17 protein-coding genes are annotated in these 17,362 nt (G+C 73.2%); 5 read left to right on the top strand and 12 right to left on the bottom strand.

The features are described 5' to 3' along the window. Positions 1-1,500: an APC family permease gene (locus ACIP8Z_RS01840; RefSeq protein WP_402077446.1), complete on the bottom strand. Its 1,500-nt coding sequence runs from the start codon at positions 1,498-1,500 to the stop codon at positions 1-3. A 324-nt stretch (positions 1,501-1,824) separates the two neighbouring features. On the opposite strand from ACIP8Z_RS01840, the gene ACIP8Z_RS01835 reads away from it, so the two are divergent. Further along, a complete protein-coding gene (locus tag ACIP8Z_RS01835) occupies positions 1,825-2,526 on the top strand; it encodes an RraA family protein (protein WP_402077444.1) in 702 nt (233 codons plus the stop codon). Positions 2,527-2,545: 19 nt separating this feature from the next. Here ACIP8Z_RS01835 and ACIP8Z_RS01830 read toward each other — a convergent pair whose 3' ends face one another. The 3 genes from ACIP8Z_RS01830 to ACIP8Z_RS01820 form a co-directional block, all read right to left on the bottom strand. Next, a complete protein-coding gene (locus tag ACIP8Z_RS01830) occupies positions 2,546-2,983 on the bottom strand; it encodes an OsmC family protein (protein WP_073902499.1) in 438 nt (145 codons plus the stop codon). A gap of 269 nt (positions 2,984-3,252) precedes the next feature. Further along, positions 3,253-4,092, bottom strand: a complete 840-nt coding sequence (locus tag ACIP8Z_RS01825; protein WP_402077442.1) for a type 1 glutamine amidotransferase — start codon at positions 4,090-4,092, stop codon at positions 3,253-3,255. 517 nt (positions 4,093-4,609) lie between these two features. Next, on the bottom strand, positions 4,610-5,263 hold the full coding sequence (locus ACIP8Z_RS01820; protein WP_402077439.1) for a class I SAM-dependent DNA methyltransferase: 654 nt from the start codon (positions 5,261-5,263) through the stop codon (positions 4,610-4,612). A gap of 230 nt (positions 5,264-5,493) precedes the next feature. Between ACIP8Z_RS01820 and ACIP8Z_RS01815 the strand changes: the two genes are divergently transcribed. Together ACIP8Z_RS01815 and ACIP8Z_RS01810 are read left to right on the top strand one after the other, a co-directional pair. Further along, positions 5,494-7,893 (top strand): molybdopterin cofactor-binding domain-containing protein, encoded by a 2,400-nt coding sequence (locus ACIP8Z_RS01815; protein WP_402077437.1) that lies wholly within the window; start codon positions 5,494-5,496, stop codon positions 7,891-7,893. A gap of 17 nt (positions 7,894-7,910) precedes the next feature. Continuing rightward, complete coding sequence (locus tag ACIP8Z_RS01810; protein WP_319312377.1) at positions 7,911-8,390, top strand: (2Fe-2S)-binding protein; 480 nt, start codon at positions 7,911-7,913, stop codon at positions 8,388-8,390. A 7-nt stretch (positions 8,391-8,397) separates the two neighbouring features. Here ACIP8Z_RS01810 and ACIP8Z_RS01805 read toward each other — a convergent pair whose 3' ends face one another. Then, positions 8,398-8,772: a MerR family transcriptional regulator gene (locus tag ACIP8Z_RS01805; protein WP_319312379.1), complete on the bottom strand. Its 375-nt coding sequence runs from the start codon at positions 8,770-8,772 to the stop codon at positions 8,398-8,400. Between the two features lie 62 nt (positions 8,773-8,834). Here ACIP8Z_RS01805 and ACIP8Z_RS01800 point away from each other — a divergent pair, with 62 nt between their 5' ends. Further along, positions 8,835-10,103, top strand: coding sequence for an MFS transporter (locus ACIP8Z_RS01800; protein WP_402077435.1), 1,269 nt, complete (start codon positions 8,835-8,837; stop codon positions 10,101-10,103). Between the two features lie 82 nt (positions 10,104-10,185). On the opposite strand, the gene ACIP8Z_RS01795 is transcribed toward ACIP8Z_RS01800, so the two are convergent. The 5 genes from ACIP8Z_RS01795 to ACIP8Z_RS01775 form a co-directional block, all read right to left on the bottom strand. Continuing rightward, complete coding sequence (locus ACIP8Z_RS01795; protein ID WP_402077432.1) at positions 10,186-11,022, bottom strand: hypothetical protein; 837 nt, start codon at positions 11,020-11,022, stop codon at positions 10,186-10,188. Further along, positions 11,022-12,296 carry a VWA domain-containing protein gene (locus tag ACIP8Z_RS01790; protein WP_402077429.1) on the bottom strand — a complete coding sequence of 425 codons (1,275 nt, stop codon included), beginning with the start codon at positions 12,294-12,296 and terminating at the stop codon, positions 11,022-11,024. Before ACIP8Z_RS01790 ends, ACIP8Z_RS01795 begins: the two co-directional genes overlap by 1 nt. Before the next feature lie 136 nt (positions 12,297-12,432). After that, complete coding sequence (locus ACIP8Z_RS01785) at positions 12,433-13,158, bottom strand: flavodoxin family protein (protein ID WP_402077427.1); 726 nt, start codon at positions 13,156-13,158, stop codon at positions 12,433-12,435. A gap of 128 nt (positions 13,159-13,286) precedes the next feature. Beyond that, on the bottom strand, positions 13,287-14,090 hold the full coding sequence (locus ACIP8Z_RS01780) for an N-formylglutamate amidohydrolase (RefSeq protein WP_402077425.1): 804 nt from the start codon (positions 14,088-14,090) through the stop codon (positions 13,287-13,289). Positions 14,091-14,271: 181 nt separating this feature from the next. Beyond that, entirely contained in the window at positions 14,272-14,697 is a 426-nt protein-coding gene (locus ACIP8Z_RS01775) for an ATP-binding protein (RefSeq protein ID WP_402077423.1), read from the bottom strand. A 190-nt stretch (positions 14,698-14,887) separates the two neighbouring features. Between ACIP8Z_RS01775 and ACIP8Z_RS01770 the strand changes: the two genes are divergently transcribed. Then, entirely contained in the window at positions 14,888-15,760 is an 873-nt protein-coding gene (locus ACIP8Z_RS01770) for an RNA polymerase sigma factor SigF (RefSeq protein ID WP_402077422.1), read from the top strand. 211 nt (positions 15,761-15,971) lie between these two features. Here ACIP8Z_RS01770 and thpD read toward each other — a convergent pair whose 3' ends face one another. Beyond that, complete coding sequence (gene thpD / locus ACIP8Z_RS01765) at positions 15,972-16,868, bottom strand: ectoine hydroxylase (RefSeq protein ID WP_402077420.1); 897 nt, start codon at positions 16,866-16,868, stop codon at positions 15,972-15,974. A gap of 69 nt (positions 16,869-16,937) precedes the next feature. Continuing rightward, positions 16,938-17,354, bottom strand: coding sequence for an ectoine synthase (locus tag ACIP8Z_RS01760; RefSeq protein ID WP_319312397.1), 417 nt, complete (start codon positions 17,352-17,354; stop codon positions 16,938-16,940). Between the last annotated feature and the right edge of the window lie 8 nt (positions 17,355-17,362).

Here is a 17,362-nt window from a genome sequence, read left to right as displayed (position 1 = left end):
TCAGCGCTCCTTGCCGTGCACCAGGTCGGGGTCGGCCACGCCCGGCCGCTCCTCCCAGAAGGCGGGCGACCGCAGCCGCCAGACGATCATGACGATCACCCCGGTGAGGGCGATGCCGATACCGATGACGAGCGGCGGCCCGAGGCCGAACCACGAGGTGCCGCTGTACGAGTTCGCGGGATCGGACATGTCGGAGACCGACCTCACCAGGAGCCAGGTCAGGAGCCCGGCACCGACGAGCGGGCCGAGCCCGATCAGCAGGAAGTTGTGGACGCTCTCGAGGAGGTGACGCCGGTAGTAGACGGCGCAGGCGATCCCGGTGAGCGCGTAGTAGAAGGCGATCAGGAGCGACAGCGCGGTCAACGAGTCGAAGAGGGCGTTGGCGCTGATCTGGTTCACCACCAGGTACCAGGCGATGGCGATGGCGGCGACCCACCACGTACTCACATCGGGGGTACGGAAGCGGGGGCTGATGTGGCCGTAGTGCGCGGGCAGCGCACGACGGCGGGCCATGGAGAGCGCGGTCCGCGAGGCCGGGATGATCGTCGTCTGGGTGGAGGCGATGGCGGATGTGGAGACGGCCAGGAGCAGGACCCAGTCCCAGCCGCCCAGCACGTCGGTGGCGAGCTGGGCGAAGATGAACTCCTCCTCGCCCGCGTTCTCCGCGAGGAACGCCGGACCGGCGTACGCGACGACCGCGAACCCGACCGACACGTACGTGACCAGGAGGATGACGGTCGACCAGAGGCCGGCCTTGCCGGGAGCGGTCGCGGAGTCCTTGACCTCCTCGGTGAGGTTGACCGCCGACTCCCAGCCCCAGTAGATGAACACGCCGAGCAGCAGCCCGCCGGTCAGGGCGGCGCCTCCGGCGCCGAAGGGGTTGAGCCAGCTGAGGGCGGGTTCGACGGAGTCGTACGCGCTCGTGCCGTCGTACACCTTGTACAGCGCCACACCCACGAAGACCAGCAGGAAGGCGACCTGCGCCAGGATGAGGACGTTCTGCACGTGGGCCGACAGCTCGGTGCCGATGACGCAGATGGCCGTCATCACCAGGATCAGGAGCACGGTGAGGGACTGCCGTACGAAGGCGTTGTCCACCCAGCTGTCGAGGCCGAAGGAGAGCAGCGCGAAGCTCACGGCCACGTCGGCGAGCGAGCCGACGACCAGGACACCGGTCATCGCGATGGCCCAGCCGCCGAGCCATCCGGCCCACGGGCCCATCGCGCGCGTGACCCAGGAGAACGTCGTACCGCAGTCCTGGTCGACCTTGTTCAGGTAGTAGAACGCGGACGCGATGAGCAGCATCGGGATGAACGACGCGAACATCACGCCGGGCGCGTAGATCCCGGCGAGCGCGACGATCGGGCCGATGACGGCGGCCAGGGAGTACGCGGGGGAGGTGGAGTTGAGTCCGATGACGAGGGCGTCGACGAACCCGATCGCATTCGCCTTCAGACCCGCGGGACGGCCGGCGGGTGAGGCGGCATCCTCTGCGGCCATGGTGCCTCGCTCTGGAGAGGTATTGCCTTCATCGTAGGGAGCGCGGGCCGGGGCTGCACGCCAGGAGCACGCGGGCGGACGCCGTCCGGGCGCGCGAGGCCGGCCGGCCGCCGGGGCCGGTCGCCGGGGCCGGCGGGGCGTGCGAGGCCGGGTCGCACGCCGTCGGCCGACCGCGACGCCTCAAGCCGGTCGCGGGGACCGGACGTCAGCCGGTCACAGGCACCGGACGTCAGCCGGTCGCGGGGATGTCAGCCGGTCGCACCGGGTCACCCGATAGCATCGCGCAGCCCGCCGTACCGTACTCGTCACCGAACGGAACGCCTGATGCCGAAGGATCTGGCCGATTTCGCGGAACTCTCCACCCCTCTCGTCGCCGACGCCTGCGTGCGCCTGGGCGAGCCGCTGCGCGCCGCGCCCGCCGGGATCCTGCCCGTCGTCGCGGGGCGGCGGGTCGCCGGGCGGGCGCTGCCCGTACGCCACTACGGCAGCGTCGACGTCTTCCTGGAGGCGTTCACCCGGGCCGGGCCCGGTGACGTCCTCGTCATCGACAACGCGGGCCGCCGCGACGAGGCCTGCATCGGCGACCTCGCCGTCCTGGAGGCGGAAGCGGCGGGTGTCGCCGGGGTCGTCGTCTGGGGCCTGCACCGGGACACGCCCGACCTCGTCGAGATCGGGCTGCCCGTCTTCTCGTACGGACGGCACGCGCCCGGCCCGGTACGTGTCGACCCCCGGGACCCCGACGCGCTGACCACGGCCCGGTTCGGCGAGCACGCGGTGACGGCCGCCGATGTCGTCTTCGCCGACGACGACGGTGTGCTCTTCGTGCCGGCCGCCCGGGCGGACGCCGTCATCGAGGTGGCCCGCACGCTGTTCGGCACGGAGCGGGAACAGGCCCGTCGCATCAGGGCGGGGGAGACACTCCGCGCCCAGACCCGGTTCGACGCCTATCTGGCGGCCCGGGCCGAGGACCCCGCGTACACCTTCCGGCAGCATCTGCGCCGGATCGGCGGCGCGATCGAGGAGTGAACCGGGGGAGCGCGGGCGATCAGCCCTCGAAGCCGACCGTGCCGTCCGGCAGGATCGCCTCCACGCGCGCGCCGTGCTCCACGGTGCGGCTCACCGTGCAGAACTTCTCGTGCGTCAGACGCACCCCGCGGGCGAACACCTCGGCCGCCTTCGGGTTGTTGTCCGGCAGCTCGAACTCGTAGCTGACCCGGATACGGCCCACCCGGCCGTCGTCCTCGGGCCCGGAGACCGACTCCACCACGATCTTCAGGTCGTCGTGGTCCACGGCCCGCGCGGTCCGGTCCACGACGAGCCCGCCGCAGCCGCCCATCGCCGCGAGCAGCAGCTCGACCGGGGTGAACGAGGGCTGGGCGTCGGCGTCGTCGGCGGCGGCCATCCGGACCTCCGCGCCCCGGTCGTTCCGGGCGGTCCAGTTCCGGTACCCGGTGCGGACGGTCTCGATCCGGTAGTCGGCCATGGCGGCGGTCTCCTTCGTTCTGGGGTGCGTGCTCGTACGGTACGGCGCCCCGGTCAAGCAACCCCACCGCCCCCCGCCCGGCCAAGCGGACGCGCCGCGCGGGCACTCACCTGAGTACCCGGACGCATGCGCGCGGACGGGCCCGGGGGAGGGGACGGGGCCTTCTGGACCTTCCGCCGCCACCCGGCCCGCCGCCTCACGACGGCCGCCCTGGCCCCGGTCTCCGTCCTGCTGTTCTCTTGCCTCTTCCCGGGGCTCGTCGACAGGCCCTAGACGAGCGGACGCCACCGCCTCGCGTCCGCGTGGGCGCGGACCACCGCGCCCCAGGCCTCCGCCACCGCGCCCCAGACCGCCCGGAGTTCGGGCTCGGCTTCCCGTACCGCGGCCACCAACGCCTCCGGGTCGGTGCCCGACTCCCGCAGCCGCTCGCCGTCCTCGGCCGCCCACTCCGCCACCGTGTCCCCGCCCGCCTCCGGGTGGAACTGCACCGCCCAGCAGGCGCTCCCGACCCGGAACGCCTGGTGCGGGCAGTCGTCGCCCGTCAGCAACGGGACCGCGCCGGACGGCAGCCGGTGCACCTCGTCCCAGTGCCACTGCGCCGCGAGGGCGCCGTCCGGCACCCCTCCGAGCACCGGATCGTCCGTCGCGGCCGGCAGCCTCCGCAGCGGCACGGCGCCCAACTCCGGCCCCTGGGGACGTGTCGTGACCGAGCCTCCCAGGGCGTGGGCGACGATCTGTCCGCCCAGGCAGATCCCGAGCAGCGGTATCTCCTCGGTCACGGCCTCCCGGACGAGCGCCCGGACCCCCGGCAGCCAGGGAGCGGCGTCGTCGTCCTCGCAGTTCACCGCCCCACCGAGGACCAACAGCCCCGCGTGGCCGCCCAGGCCGGCCGGCAGCGCCTCGCCCTCCCAGGCGCGCACCACGTCGAGCCGGAGGCCGGCCCGTACGAGGCGCTCACCGACGAGCCCCGCGCCGGCCTCCTCCTCGTGCCGCACCACGAGCACGGCCGCGGGCACGGACGCTGTACCGAGCGGGGCCCGGCTCCCGGCGATCTCCGCCGCCTCCGCCACCCGCCTCGTCCCCGTCGCCTCTGTCGTCTCCGTCGTCACGGCTGCCCCGCCTCCCATGGCCCGCTCGGGAACGCCTCGTCGCGTCCGCCGACCCCGAGGATCGCGGAAGAAACGTTCGTGCGGGAGACCCCGGGGCCTGGTGCGCGATCACGTCTGAGTAGCCACCCGCGCCCGTCTGAGTACCTGGACCGATACGGCGCCGCCCGCGCGCTGCTGGACTGTCACCATGACCTTCGACGTCCGGCGCAGCCGCCCCCTCCAGCACGTCACCGCCACCGGCACGGCACTCGCCGTCGCCCTCGGTCCGGTGGTGGTCGGTGCGTTGCTCGCCCGGTCGGTGGGCGGCGACCCGATGGCATCCGTCAACGCCCTGATCGCCGGCGGCGGCCAGCGCGCCAGGATCTCGTCCGCCCAACTCCGCTCGGGTGCCCTGCGCCGCTCGGGCGCGCGGCTCCGTTCCCGGGCGGCGCGAGGGGCCGTCCGCCCGGCGCGCGGCGCCCGTACGGCACCGGTGCGCCGCCCCTCCCGTACGGCTCCGCCGACGGGCCGGGCCGGGTCAGGCGCGCGGTTTCCGCGCCAGGAGGAAGCCCTGCGGCGTCTTCTCCCGGGGGTGCGGCTCACGCACCAGGCGGGCCGACTCGACGAGCCCGGCCGCCGCCAGGTGCTCGGCGATACGGTCCGGTGACCAGCGGTACACGTCGAGCGTGACCTCGTGGCCGTACGCCTGCTCCAGGCGGACGTGCCCGTTCCCCACCTTGAAGGCGACCAGGACGTGGCCGCCGGGTGCGAGGACCCGCCGGAACTCGGCGAAGGACGCGACGAGTTCCTCCTCGGGCATGTGCACCGTCGAGTACCAGGACAGGACCCCGCCGAGCGAGGCGTCCGCGAGGTCGAGCGCGGTCATCGACCCCACGTCGAAGCGCAGCCCCGGGTACGTGTCCCGGGCGACCGCGATCATCCCCGGCGACAGGTCGACGCCGAAGGCGTCGGCCCCGATGTCCCGCAGGTGCGACGTCACCCGCCCCGTACCGCACCCGAGATCGCCCACGGTGCGGGGTCCCTCCACCGTCTCCACCGCCCTCACGAACTCCGCGAGGATCGCCCGGTCGAGCGGGGCCTCGGTCAACTGTTCGCTGAGCAGCCGTTCGTAGTCGACGGCGACGGTGTCGTACGAGCGGCGGGTGGCGGTGATGTGTGCGGCTTCGGTCATGGCGGCACCCTAGGGGGTGTCGTGCCGATCGCGCCGGGCTCTCGACGCCCGGCACCGTCCCGAGGGCCCGGGCCCACGCCCGACGGTCGCGGGGAGGGGGGTGGGGTTGACGGTGACCTGACACTCGGCGGGTCGAACGACTCCCGGTGGGCGCCCACATGAGCGATGATCACTGCATCCGAGGAGGCACCCGGGCGTCGGCCCCGGGACCATGACGAAGGGCACACCGAATGGCGAGGCGGCACCCCGTGCGGGACGACCACCCCACGACCGGCAGCGGGGACGGAACCGCGCGTTCCGAGGGTGTGGACGGTGGCGACGCGACGCGCGGTACGAGTCGGCGCCGGTTCCTCGGATACGTTCTCGCCGCCCCCACCCTCACCGTCGCCGCCCAGCTCGGCGCCGAGGCGCTCGCGCCCCGGCAGGCCGCCGCCGCGGCCCCGGCGCTCATCCCCTCGCTCCCCGGACCCGCCGAACTCCTCGACCTCAACGAGCTGCTCACCCTCGCGGCCCTGCCCACCAGCCACCTCATCACCATCCGTCTCGACGAGGACGGCACCGCCCACTTCGCGCTGCCCCGCGCCGAGGTGGGCCAGGGCATCACCACCTCCAGCGCCATGATCGTCGCCGAGGAACTCGACCTGCCCCTGGACAAGGTCAAGGTCACGCTCGCCGACGCGCGGCCCGAGCTGCTCTTCAACCAGCTGACCGGCGGCTCGAACACCACGTACTCCACCTACCACCCCCTGCGCGTCGCCGCCGCCGTCGCCCGCGGCCGGCTCCTGCGCGCCGCCTCCCTCGTCCTCGGCGAGGCCGTCGGGACCCTCACCACCAAGGCCGGCTCCGTCCTCTCCCCGGCCGGCGCGCTGCTCGGCTACGGCGAGCTCGCCGTGAAGGCCGCCGCCGTGTCCGACACCGCCGTCGAGGTCACCCTCAAGGACCCCGACCGCTTCCGGCTCATCGGCACCGGACAGCGCCGCGTCGACGCCCTCGAAGCGATCACCGGCCGCAAGAAGTTCGCGATGGACCTCCAGGTCCCGGACGCCCTGCCCACCATGGTCTGCCGCCCGCCCACCATCAACGGCACGGTCCGCTCCGTCGCCAACCTCGCCGAGGTCCGGGCCATGCCCGGCGTCACCGACGTCGTCACCGTCTCCACCGGCGTCGCCGTCCGCGGCCGCACCTTCGGCCAGTGCGTCGACGCCGTGCGCGCCCTCCGGGTCGACTGGGGGCCCGGCACCGCCGAGGGCGCCTCCGACGCGACCGTCCTCGCGAAGCTCCGCCGCGCCGAACTCCCCCTGGCCGTACCGCCGCTGCCGCTGCTCACCAAGGCCGTCGACGCCCGCTTCACCTTCCACTTCGCCAGCAACGCCGCCCTGGAGACCAACTGCGCGATCGCCGACGTCCGGGAGCACTCCGCCGAGATCTGGGGCTCGCTCAAGGCCCCGATCGTCGCCCAGGAACAGATCGCCCTGAAGCTCGGTCTGCCGGTCTCCGCCGTCCGCGTCCATGTCACCGAGGGCGGCGGCTCCTTCGGCCGCAAGCTCTTCCACGACGCCGCCGCCGAGGCCGCCGAGATCTCCCGCGCCATGGGCAAGCCCGTCAAACTGATGTGGCACCGGACCGACGACTTCCGCCAGGGCCGTACGCACCCGATGTCCACCTCACGGGTCCGCGCCACGTACACGCTCGGCGAGGTCCTCACGTACGAGCAGCGGCACACCTCCGTGGCCACCGACTTCGGGCACGGCATCGGCGAGCTCCTCACGGCGGAGGCGGCCCGGCTGCCCGTCGGCGACCTCGCCTTCTCCGAGACGATGTTCACGCTCACCCAGATCAGCCCCTACCACCTCGGGGTCACCACCCAGCTGCTCTCCGAGACCGACAAGGGCTTCAACACCGGGTCGATGCGCAACATCTACTCGCCCAACGTCCGCTGCGCGCAGGAACTCGTCATGGACGAACTGGCCCGGCGCATGGGCCAGGACGGGTACGCGATGCGCCGCCGGCTCCTGAAGGACCCGCGCGCCCGCGCCGTCCTCGACAAGGTCGCCGAGGTGGGGGAGTGGGGCCGCACCATGCCCGCCGGTACCGCCCAGGGCATCGCGGTCCACACCGAGTACCACTCCGTCGTCGCCATGCTCGTCGAGATCGACTGCCGTCCCGGGACCACCGGGCGGAAGATCCCCGGCGCGGTCACCGGGCCCCGGGTGACCAAGGTGGTCTGCGCCGTCGACGTGGGTCTCGCCGTCAACCCGCGCGGCCTGGAGGCCCAGATGATGGGCGGCATCTCGGACGGCATCGCCATCACCCTGACCTCCGGCCTCCACCTGCGCGACGGGCACTTCCTCGAAGGCAGCTGGGACCAGTACTTCTACACCCGGCAGTGGAACACCCCGCCCGAGCTGGAGATCATCGTGATGCCCTCGACCGGCGACAAGCCGGGCGGCGCGGGCGAACTCGCGGTCGCCGGCGCCATGGCCGCCGTCGCCTGCGCCTACGGACGGGCCACCGGCACCATGCCGACGGTCTTCCCCGTCAACCACGCGGATCCGCTCGCGTTCACCCCCCTGCCGACCGTCCCGCCCGTCCCCGCCTCGCCGACCGACGGCCGCGACCGCGCCCTCTGAGACCTGGAGCAGCATCCGTGCCGCAGCACACCTTCATCCTGAACGGCAAGGCCGTCACCGCCGACGTCGAGGGCGACGTCCGGCTGCTCTGGGTCCTCCGGGACGTCCTGGGCGTCACCGGACCCAAGTACGGCTGCGGGGTCGGCGTCTGCCGGGCCTGTACGAGCCACCTCAACGGCAAGGCGTTCACACCGTGCGCCGTGCCCGTCGAGGACCTCGCCCCGGACGACGAGGTCACCACCATCGAGGGACTCCCCGACACCGTCGGAAGCGACCTCCACCCCATGCAGGAGGCATGGCTCGACCTCGACGTCGCCCAGTGCGGCTACTGCCAGCCGGGCCAGATCATGACCGCGGTCGCGGAGGTGCGCCGGGCCCGGGAGGCCGGCCGCGAGATCACCGAGGCGGACCTGGACACGATCCGCAACATCTGCCGGTGCGGGACCTACCACCGCATCCGGCAGGCCGTCCTCGACGGCGCGCGCCGGATGACCTGACCTCCGGTCAGGCGGACGGCTCCAGCTTCTCCCGTACCGCGTCCAGGTACTCCGCCACCGCGTCCCGGTTCCGGGTGAGGCAGCGGATCCGCTCGGTCATCCGGTCCCGCTCGTCCTCCAGGGTCGCCAGCATCTCCGGGGTGGCGTCCGGGAAATGGATGATCCGCGGCTTGTTCAGGCAGGGCAGGATCTGCTTGATGATCCGGGTCGGCAGACCGGCGTCCAGGAGGCCCCGGATCTGCATGACCCGGTCCAGGTTCGACTCGTCGTAGACCCGGTAGCCGTTCGGCAGCCGGTCCGCGACGATGAGACCCTGCTCCTCGTAGTAGCGCAGCAGCCGGCGCGGTGTTCCGGTGCGCTCCGACAGTTCCCCGATCCGCATGGACGCCCCCTCCAGGGACTCGCTTGACCCTCACATCAATGTGAGGGTTCGAGCATAGTTCCATGGCCAACGACACGACAGCGGCGGCCCGTTCCGCCGCGCCCGCCACCCCTGAGAACCCTTCCACCCCTGAGGCTCGTGCGACCCCCGAGCCCCCCGCGCCCTCCGGCCGGCTGCCGCTCCTCGCGCTGCTCGCGCTCGCCACCGCCGTCTTCGTCACCAGCCTCACCGAGACCCTCCCCGCCGGTGTCCTGCCCGGCATGAGCGCCGACCTCGGCGTCGGCGAGGCCGCCATGGGCCAGGCGGTCACCGTCTACGCCCTCGGCACCGCCCTCACCGCCGTCCCCCTGGCCGCCCGCACCGCCGCGTGGCGCCGCAAGCGGCTGCTGCTCACCTCGGTCGCCGGATTCGCCGCCGCCAACACCGTGACGGCCGTGTCCTCCTCGTACGCCCTCACCATGGGCGCCCGGTTCCTCGCCGGGGTCGCCGCGGGCGTCGCCTGGGCCCTGCTCGCCGGATACGCCCGGCGCATCGCCCCGCCCCACCTCCAGGGCCGGGCCGTCGCCGTCGCCATGACCGGCATCCCCCTGGCGCTCTCCCTCGGCGTGCCGGCCGGCACCTTCCTCGGCGAGGCCGTGGGCTGGCGGGCCGCCTTCACCGCCATGACCGTGATCGCCGTCGCGCTCCTCGGCTGGATCGCCCTCGCCGTCCCCGACCTGCCGGGCGAGGCGCACGGCGGGCGCGCCCCGGTCGCCCGGACCCTGAAGGTGCCCGGCGTCCTCCCGGTCCTGGCCGTCACGTTCACCCTCGTCCTTGCCCACACCGTCCTCTACACCTACGTCGCCGCCTACCTCGGCCATCTCGGCCTGGCCGGCTCCACCGGCCTCGTCCTGCTGGTCTTCGGTGCCGCCTCGCTCGCCGGGATCTGGTTCACCGGACGGCACATCGACCGCAGGCTCCGGATCCTGACCCTCGCCGGCACGATCCTCGTCGCCGTGGCCGCCGCCGTGCTCGCCGTCCCGGCCGGCGGCGCCGGGCTCGTCCTGACGGCCGCCGCGCTCTGGGGGTTCGGCTGGGGCGGCGCGCCCACCCTCCTCCAGACGGCCGTCGCCGACGCGGGCGGCGAGCACGCCGACACCGCCCAGACGCTGCTGGTCAGCCTCTGGAACGCCGCCATGGCGGCGGGCGGCATCGCCGGCGGTGTCCTGCTCGACGTCCTCGGCGCGGGCGCCCTGTCGTGGAGCGTGCTCGTCCTCCTCGTCCCGGTGGTGGCGATCGTGGCGGGGGCCCGCGCCCACGGGTTCCCGGCCCGTCCGGTCGCCCGCCGTTGAACCCGCCCGCGACCGTCGGAAACACCCGAAGGCCCCCACCGCATCGACGCGGTGAGGGCCTTCGGGGTGTTCCACGGACCGGTCAGGCGGCCGGTGGGACCCGGGACGGCCGTCCGCCGCCGCGCGTCAGCACATAGCCGCCGATGCCCGCGAGGGCCGCGAGGAAGCCGCCCGCCGCGGTCCAGAGCCAGCGGTCGGACCACCAGCCGGAGGACCAGCCGTCCTCCGGGGCCGCGGCCTCGACGGCGGAGGGCCGGCCGGCCTCCTCGTCGGCCTCCGCCTGGTCGGCCGTGGTCGCGCCGGGGACGAGCGGCGCGGAGAGCGAGCCGTCGGTCGCGTAGGCGCCGCCCTTGTCGACGGTGCTCACCCCGAGCCGGGCCGTGAACGGCTGGCCGAGGTCCTCGTCCGGCAGCGAGGTGGCGGTCAGCCGCACGTAGTAGCTGCCGGGCAGCGGGTCGTTCGACCAGGTGTCGGCCGAGGCGCGGACCGGCCGCAGCACACAGGTGAGCCGCACGGTCGCGGTCTCCTTCGCCGCGGCGCGGGACTGGGTCCCGTACATGCACGGCTGGCGCCGCCGGAGCCCGTCGTACACGTCGACCCGCCAGGTGGCGGGCCCGTGCCGCAGGGCCGCGTCGGGCAGGGTGACGGTGGCGTCCACCGTCGGCCGCTGCCCGGTGTCCGCCGGGAACACCCAGTACAGGTAGTCACCCGTGGCGGCCTGCGCGGTGGCCTCCTGGCCGGGGAGGAACCGGGCGGCCGTACGGAACGTGGTTCCGGCCTCCGTCGGCCCCGCGGTGGAGGCGTCCTTGCCCGGGTCGGTCGAGGGCGAGGGGGAGTCGGCCAGGGCGGCCGGGGCCGCGAGTCCGAGGAGAGCGGCGCCCGTGAGGGCGGCCGCGGCGAGCGTGCGGACGGTACGCATCAGTGGGTCCTCCAGACAGCGACGCGCCAGCGGGACAGCCAGCCCCAGAGCAGACCGGCCACGAATCCGACGAGCACCAGCGCGCCGAGCAGCCACCAGCCGCGGCCGAGACCGAACGAGGCCACGTCCGAGGCGGTCGACGGGCCGTCGACGACGTCCACCGTCAGCTCGATGGGCATGCCCGGCGTCGTCTTGACCGACGGGGGAGCGGAGAACGAGTTGCTGACCTGGAGACAGACCGACTCCGCGGCCGGCTTGCCGTCCTCGGGCTCGTCGTCGAGCTCCGGCTTCGGGTAGCGCAGGCCCGTCGAGATGACGTCGGTGCGTCCGTCACCGGCCTCGGAGCCGCGGACGATCTCCCGGCCGTGGCGGGTGACGGCACGCAGCAGCACGCCGTAGTCGTTGTTGACGGCGCGGTCCGCCGACACGCTGACGGAGGCGCGGAGTTCCTGACCGGGCAGCAGATCCACCCGGTACCAGCGGTGCTGGCCGAAGGCCTCGCGGTCGGTGTACAGGCCGGGCTTGAGCTGCGGCGCGTCGGCGCAGCGCAGCGCGCCCTCGGTGGCCACGGGCGTCACGACCGGGTCGGCGGCGCGGTCGACCAGCTGCCGGACCCGGCGGGAGAGGTCCTCGGTGCGGTGGACGGAGGTGTACGTGCCTCCGGTGGCCTCCGCGATGCAGGTGAGCTGCTGCCGGGTCTTGGCGTCCGGCACCAGGCCCAGGGTGTCGATGACGAGATGGATGCCCTTCGCCGCGATCTCGCGCGCCACCTGGCACGGGTCGAGCGGGGCGCAGGTGTCCTCGCCGTCCGTGATGAGCACGATCCGCCGGGTGGCGTCACCGCCCTCCAGGTCCTCGGCCGCTCCGAGCAGCGCCGGACCGATCGGGGTCCAGCCGGTCGGGGCCAGGGTGGCCACGGCCGTCTTGGCCTCGGTGCGATCGAGCGGGCCCACCGGGTAGAGCTGCCGGGTGTCCTTGCAGCCCCGCTTGCGGTCCTGCCCGGGGTAGTCGGCGCCCAGGGTGCGGATGCCGAGCTGGACCTCCGACGGCACCGCGTCGAGGACCTCGTTGAAAGCCTGCTTGGCCGCGGCCATCCGGGACTTGCCGTCGATGTCCTTGGCCCGCATGGAGCCGCTCACGTCGAGGACCAGCTCGACCTTGGGGGATTCCTTCGCCACCGGCGCGTCCGCGGTCGCGCCCGTCGGCAGGAGCGCGACGCTCAGGGCGGCGAGCAGCGCGCAGGCCCCGGTCGCCAGCCGTTTTCTCGTGATCATCGCCGGATCGTATTGATGATCCTCCGACAATCCAAAACGAGGGTGGGTGCCGGGGCCTGAGACGCGGTCGGAGCCGGGGTCCGGGACGCGGTCGGAACGGGGGAGGCCATGCGGCTCACCGCGTCGGTCCCACGTGTCAGCGGTGCTCGGGGTTCGGGAAGTCCGGCTTGCAGCCCGCGTCCCACGCCGAGCGCTGGTTGCCGTGTGCCGGGACGCCGCCCGCCCTCTTGAGCAGCCCGGCGACATGCATCAGGTTCCAGGCCATGAACGTGGTGTTGCGGTTGGTGAAGTCGTTCTCGGGGCCGCCCGAGCCCGGGTCCAGGTAGGAGGGCCCGGGGCCCGCCGCACCGATCCAGCCCGCGTCCGCCTGCGGCGGCACCGTGTACCCCAGATGCTGGAGGCTGTAGAGGACGTTCATCGCACAGTGCTTCACGCCGTCCTCGTTGCCGGTGATCAGACAGCCGCCGGCCCGGCCGTAGTACGCGTACTGGCCAGCGCTGTTGAGGAGGCTCGAACAGGCGTAGAGCCGCTCGATCACCCGCTTCATCACGGAGCTGTTGTCACCGAGCCAGATCGGTCCGCACAGCACGAGGATGTCGGCGGCCATCACCCGCTCGTACAGCGCGGGCCACGCGTCCGACTCCCAGCCGTGCTCCGTCATGTCCGGCCACACCCCGGTCGCGATGTCCAGGTCGACGGCCCGCACCAGGGAGGTCGCCACGCCCTGCGCCTCCATGACGGACCGGCTGCGCCCGATCAGACCCTCGGTGTTGCTGACCTCGGGGGAGCGCTTGAGCGTGCAGTTGATGTAGAGCGCGCTGAGGTCGTCGTACCGGTACGGGGCGGGATCGGGCACGGTCATCGACGGTCTCCTCACGCGCGGGGGCGGCCCCTCCCGGGACCACCCCCAGCCTGCGCACGGCCCCCGCCCGCGGGCCACTCGGCCGCGACCGAACGCGTGAGCAGGCGTCCGGGACCGCGAGGGCGTCCCTACGCAGACGGGTGCGGCGGCACGGCGGCGACGAGCGCCGCCAGGGCCGCCCCGAGCGCCTGGACCCCCGGTCCCGCCGCGCCGCCCGGCTCACTCATGTAGACATCGCGCCGAATCTCGATCATGAGCGCGCTGACCCGCGGGTCCGTGCCGTAGTACGCCAGCGGTACGTACGTCCCGGCGAAGGGCGTGTCCGTCGCCAGGCCCCCGAACCCGCCGAACGCCTCCCGTGCCGCGTCCAGCAGGGCCGGCGGCGTGTGGAAGGCGTCGGTGCCGAGGCAGACCGGCGGGCGGGGCCCCTCGCCGTGCAGCTCGTACGGCAGACGCTCGGTCGGGTACGAGTGGACGTCGACGACCACCGCGCGCCCCGTCGCCTCGAGGCGCGCCGCCACGGCGGCGGCCATGCCCTCGGCGTACGGCGTGAAGTACCGGTCGATCAGCGGCGCCGGGTCGAATCCGGCGGGGCGGAGCGCGGCCCGGTGCGTGGTCCGCGTGTACACCGCCCCCATCCCGACGGCCAGCATCTCCTCACGCTCGTCGGGGAAGCGCTCGGGGTCGACGACCAGCCGCGACAGCCGGTTGACGAACCGCCAGGGGGTCGCGCCGGCGGCCGCCGCGGCGACGGCCGCGATCTCCGCCGTGTGGGCGTCGGTGATGTGGTCGAGCTCGCGGTCCAGTTCCCCGTCGCCGAGCAGGATGCCGTCGCGCACGTCCGGGGGTATCACCCGGGAGGAGTGCGGGACATGGAGGAGGACGGGGGAGTCCGGGGCCCCGGCGAGGACGTCGTACGAGCGTGAGGTCATCGGCTCAGCCTTCCACAGGTCGGGCCCGCTGCGGCGTGCGCCCGGTGCGCGCCGCACGCCCCGCCGGGCGCGGGCGAGCGGGCGTACGGCTCCACGCCCTCCCGGAACAGCGTCGCCCCGACCGGCCGGCGGACGGGGAACCGGCCCCCGAGGCCTCCTGACGCGGGCCCCAGGCCGCGGCTCACCGGTCGACCGTCACCGCCGCGTGGATGGTCTTGCCGTCCGGACCCGCGTCCACGGTCACCTCACGGCACAGACGGAGCACGATCGGCCAGCCGTAGCCACCGGGACGCAGATCTCCCTGGCGCTCGTACAGCGGCGGCTCCCCGCTGGCGTCGGACACCGACACCGTCACCCGGTCGCGTCCGACCCCGATCCCGAAGCCCGTGACGCCGCCCGCGTGCCGGTGCGCGTTCGTGACCAGTTCCGAAGTCACGAGGAGCAGGTCCTCGACCTGGGCGGTCGGCAGGGGGCCGAGCGCCGCGAGGGCGTGGCGGACGAGCTGCCGGGCGTCGGCCGGGCTACGGACCGGGGGCGCACAGGCGTTCCCGCCACCGCGCGGGTCCGCCCTGAGGGCCGGGCGCCGGGTGTCGCCGAAGGTCTTCATCGCGCATCCCTTTCTTCCTGTTTCTGGCCGGTTCCTCAGCAGGTGATGGGGTTCGTCTGCCCGTTCGAACCGTCGTGATGCGTTCCTTCCGGGCGGAATCGGCCAGGAGCGGACGAAGTGTGCGTCCGGGAAGTGGGGGTACGCGAACCGGGACCGCTGAACGGACCGCGAGCCAGAGGAGGTTGTTCCTGTGCGGACCGACCCGGCCGAGGCGACGAAGGCGTACGCGACGAACCACGTGGGGGAGGAACTGCCCTTTCCCGAGGTGCCGCACGCGATTCCACCCCGGGACGCGCGAGCCCTGTCGAAGGTGTTCCTCCGTGAACTGGCGGCGCGGGAGGAGGGCACCGCGGGGCACCAGTACGTCAGGAACACCCTCATCGAGATGAACATGTCACTGGTGGTGTACGCGGCGGGGCGGTTCCGGTCGCGCGGCGACGAGCGGGAGGACATCCTCCAGGTCGGCATGGTCGGCCTGATCAAGGCGATCGACCGCTTCGACCTGTCGCGCGAGGTGGAGTTCGCCACCTTCGCCGTGCCGTACATCGTGGGCGAGATCAAGCGGTTCTTCCGCGACACCACCTGGGCCGTGCACGTGCCGCGCCGCCTCCAGGAGGCACGGGTGGAGCTGGCCAAGGCGACCGACGAGCTGAGCTCACGGCTCGGCAGGGCCCCGCGCCTCTCCGAACTGGCGCCGGTCATGGACCTGTCCGAGGACGAGGTGGTCGAGGCCCAGGTCGCCGCCAACGGCTACCACTCCACGTCCCTGGACGCCAGGCTCGCCGGCGGCGACAGCGAGGAGGAGGACGCGGCCCTGGCCGATCTCATCGGCCAGGAGGATCCGGCGCTCGCCCTCTTCGAGGAGTTCCACACCCTCGCCCCGCTCGTGGAGGCACTTGCCCCGCGCGACCGGCTGCTGCTGCACCTCCGCTTCGTGGAGGAGCTCACCCAGACGGAGATCGGCGAGCGGATCGGCGTCTCCCAGATGCAGGTCTCACGGCTGCTCACCCGAAGCCTGGACCGCTTGCGGGACGGCATGGTCGACGACGGTGGAGAGGGCTGAGGGCAGAGAGGAACGCGCGGCCCGGCACGGGCCGCGCGTCGGCGGAGTCGACGGACCGAGTGACGGGAACGCCCGGTCCGTCGACTCCGCGCGCGTGCAGGAGCTCGTCGGCACGCTCAGCGCCCGGCGCGGTTCGCGCACCCCGACCGCCGTGAACTCGCGGTCGGGGTGCGCCGGCGCCTCCCCGGCAGGGTCGGCGCCGTCCCGCCGGTCACGCGTGATCGGATGAGGGCGCGGCGATGAAGGAGGGCCGCCGGACCGGGGCGGCGAAGGGCGCCTCCGGCTGGTTCTCGACGCTGTTGAAGACGAGGAACACATTGCTCCGGGGGTACGGGGTGATGTTGTCGCCCGATCCGTGCAGGGCGTTGCAGTCGAACCAGGTGGCGGACCCGGCCGGACCCGTGAAGTGACGGATGCCGCAGGCCTCGGCGAACGTGGTCAGCGCCTCGGGGGACGGCGTACCCGCGTCCTGCATCTGGAGCGACCTCTTGTAGTTGTCCTTCGGAGTGGCACCGGCACAGCCGAGGAACGTGCGGTGCGAACCCGGCATGATCATCAGGCTGCCGTTGGTGGTGTGGTTCGGCGTGAGCGCGATCGACACCGACACGGTCCGCATCCTCGGCAGGCCGTCCTCCGCGTGCCAGGTCTCGAAGTCCGAGTGCCAGTAGAAGCCGCTGGCCCCGAAGCCGGGCTTGACGTTGACCCGCGACTGGTGGACGTAGACGTCGGAGCCGAGGATCTGGCGGGCGCGCCCGACGATCCGCGGATCCTCGGCCAGCCGGCCGAAGACCTCGCTCATCCGGTGCACCTCGAAGACGGAACGTATCTCCTGGGAACGGGGCTCGACGACCGCCCGCTCGTCCGCGCGAACGGCCGGGTCGGAGACGAGCCGGTCCAGCTCCGCCCGGAGCACGTCGACCTCGTCCGGGGTGACGATCTCGTCCACCGTGACGAAGCCGTCGCGGTCGTACTCCTCCAGTTCACGGTCCCAGAAGGGGCCTGCCGTGCCGGGGCCGGACCACACGACAGGGTCCTTGCGGCCGATCAGTTCCTCCTTGGGGCCACGGGTGGGGTAGAGGTCGACGGGGCGGGTGGGTGCGGAGGGCATGGGGGAGCGTGCTTCCTTTCGCGTGGGGATGTCGTCGTCTCGCGTGGGGGCGTCTGCCGGGATCCGGGCTCAGACGTCGTCGGACGCGGGCGCGGGTTCCGTCAGCAGCGGGTAGACGCCGTTCTCGTCGTGGTCCTCGCGCCCGGTCACGGGCGGGTTGAAGACGCACAGGCAGCGGAAGTCGGCCTTGACCTTGAGGGTGTGGCGCTCGTGCCCGTCGAGCAGATACATCGTTCCGGGCACGATCGTGTACGTGCGGCCCGTCTCGTGGTCGGTGAGCTCGGCCTCGCCGGCCGTGCAGACGACGGCCTCGACGTGGTTCGCGTACCACATGGCGGTCTCGGTGCCGGCGTACAGCACCGTCTCGTGGAGGGAGAAGCCGACCCGCTCACGGGCCAGGACGATGCGCTTGCTCTCCCAGGTGCCGGAGGCGGCCCTCACGTGCCGCTCGGTGTTCTCCAGCTCGTCGAAGGTACGGACGATCATGGGGTACA

This window comes from Streptomyces sp. NPDC088553 (genome assembly GCF_044752965.1).
GTDB lineage: Bacteria > Actinomycetota > Actinomycetes > Streptomycetales > Streptomycetaceae > Streptomyces.
Note: the sequence above shows the minus strand (reverse complement) of the source record. Positions and strands in the feature narration are given on the sequence as shown.

Bases quoted from the DNA above. Each gene is read 5' to 3' on its own strand.
- ACIP8Z_RS01840 (WP_402077446.1), bottom strand. From the start codon at position 1,500: ATGGCCGCAGAGGATGCCGCCTCACCCGCCGGCCGTCCCGCGGGTCTG.
- ACIP8Z_RS01835 (WP_402077444.1), top strand. From the start codon at position 1,825: ATGCCGAAGGATCTGGCCGATTTCGCGGAACTCTCCACCCCTCTCGTC.
- ACIP8Z_RS01830 (WP_073902499.1), bottom strand. From the start codon at position 2,983: ATGGCCGACTACCGGATCGAGACCGTCCGCACCGGGTACCGGAACTGG.
- ACIP8Z_RS01820 (WP_402077439.1), bottom strand. From the start codon at position 5,263: ATGACCGAAGCCGCACACATCACCGCCACCCGCCGCTCGTACGACACC.
- ACIP8Z_RS01815 (WP_402077437.1), top strand. From the start codon at position 5,494: ATGGCGAGGCGGCACCCCGTGCGGGACGACCACCCCACGACCGGCAGC.
- ACIP8Z_RS01805 (WP_319312379.1), bottom strand. From the start codon at position 8,772: ATGCGGATCGGGGAACTGTCGGAGCGCACCGGAACACCGCGCCGGCTG.
- ACIP8Z_RS01800 (WP_402077435.1), top strand. From the start codon at position 8,835: ATGGCCAACGACACGACAGCGGCGGCCCGTTCCGCCGCGCCCGCCACC.
- ACIP8Z_RS01795 (WP_402077432.1), bottom strand. From the start codon at position 11,022: ATGCGTACCGTCCGCACGCTCGCCGCGGCCGCCCTCACGGGCGCCGCT.
- ACIP8Z_RS01790 (WP_402077429.1), bottom strand. From the start codon at position 12,296: ATGATCACGAGAAAACGGCTGGCGACCGGGGCCTGCGCGCTGCTCGCC.
- ACIP8Z_RS01785 (WP_402077427.1), bottom strand. From the start codon at position 13,158: ATGACCGTGCCCGATCCCGCCCCGTACCGGTACGACGACCTCAGCGCG.
- ACIP8Z_RS01780 (WP_402077425.1), bottom strand. From the start codon at position 14,090: ATGACCTCACGCTCGTACGACGTCCTCGCCGGGGCCCCGGACTCCCCC.
- ACIP8Z_RS01775 (WP_402077423.1), bottom strand. From the start codon at position 14,697: ATGAAGACCTTCGGCGACACCCGGCGCCCGGCCCTCAGGGCGGACCCG.
- thpD (WP_402077420.1), bottom strand. From the start codon at position 16,868: ATGCCCTCCGCACCCACCCGCCCCGTCGACCTCTACCCCACCCGTGGC.
- ACIP8Z_RS01760 (WP_319312397.1), bottom strand. From the start codon at position 17,354: ATGATCGTCCGTACCTTCGACGAGCTGGAGAACACCGAGCGGCACGTG.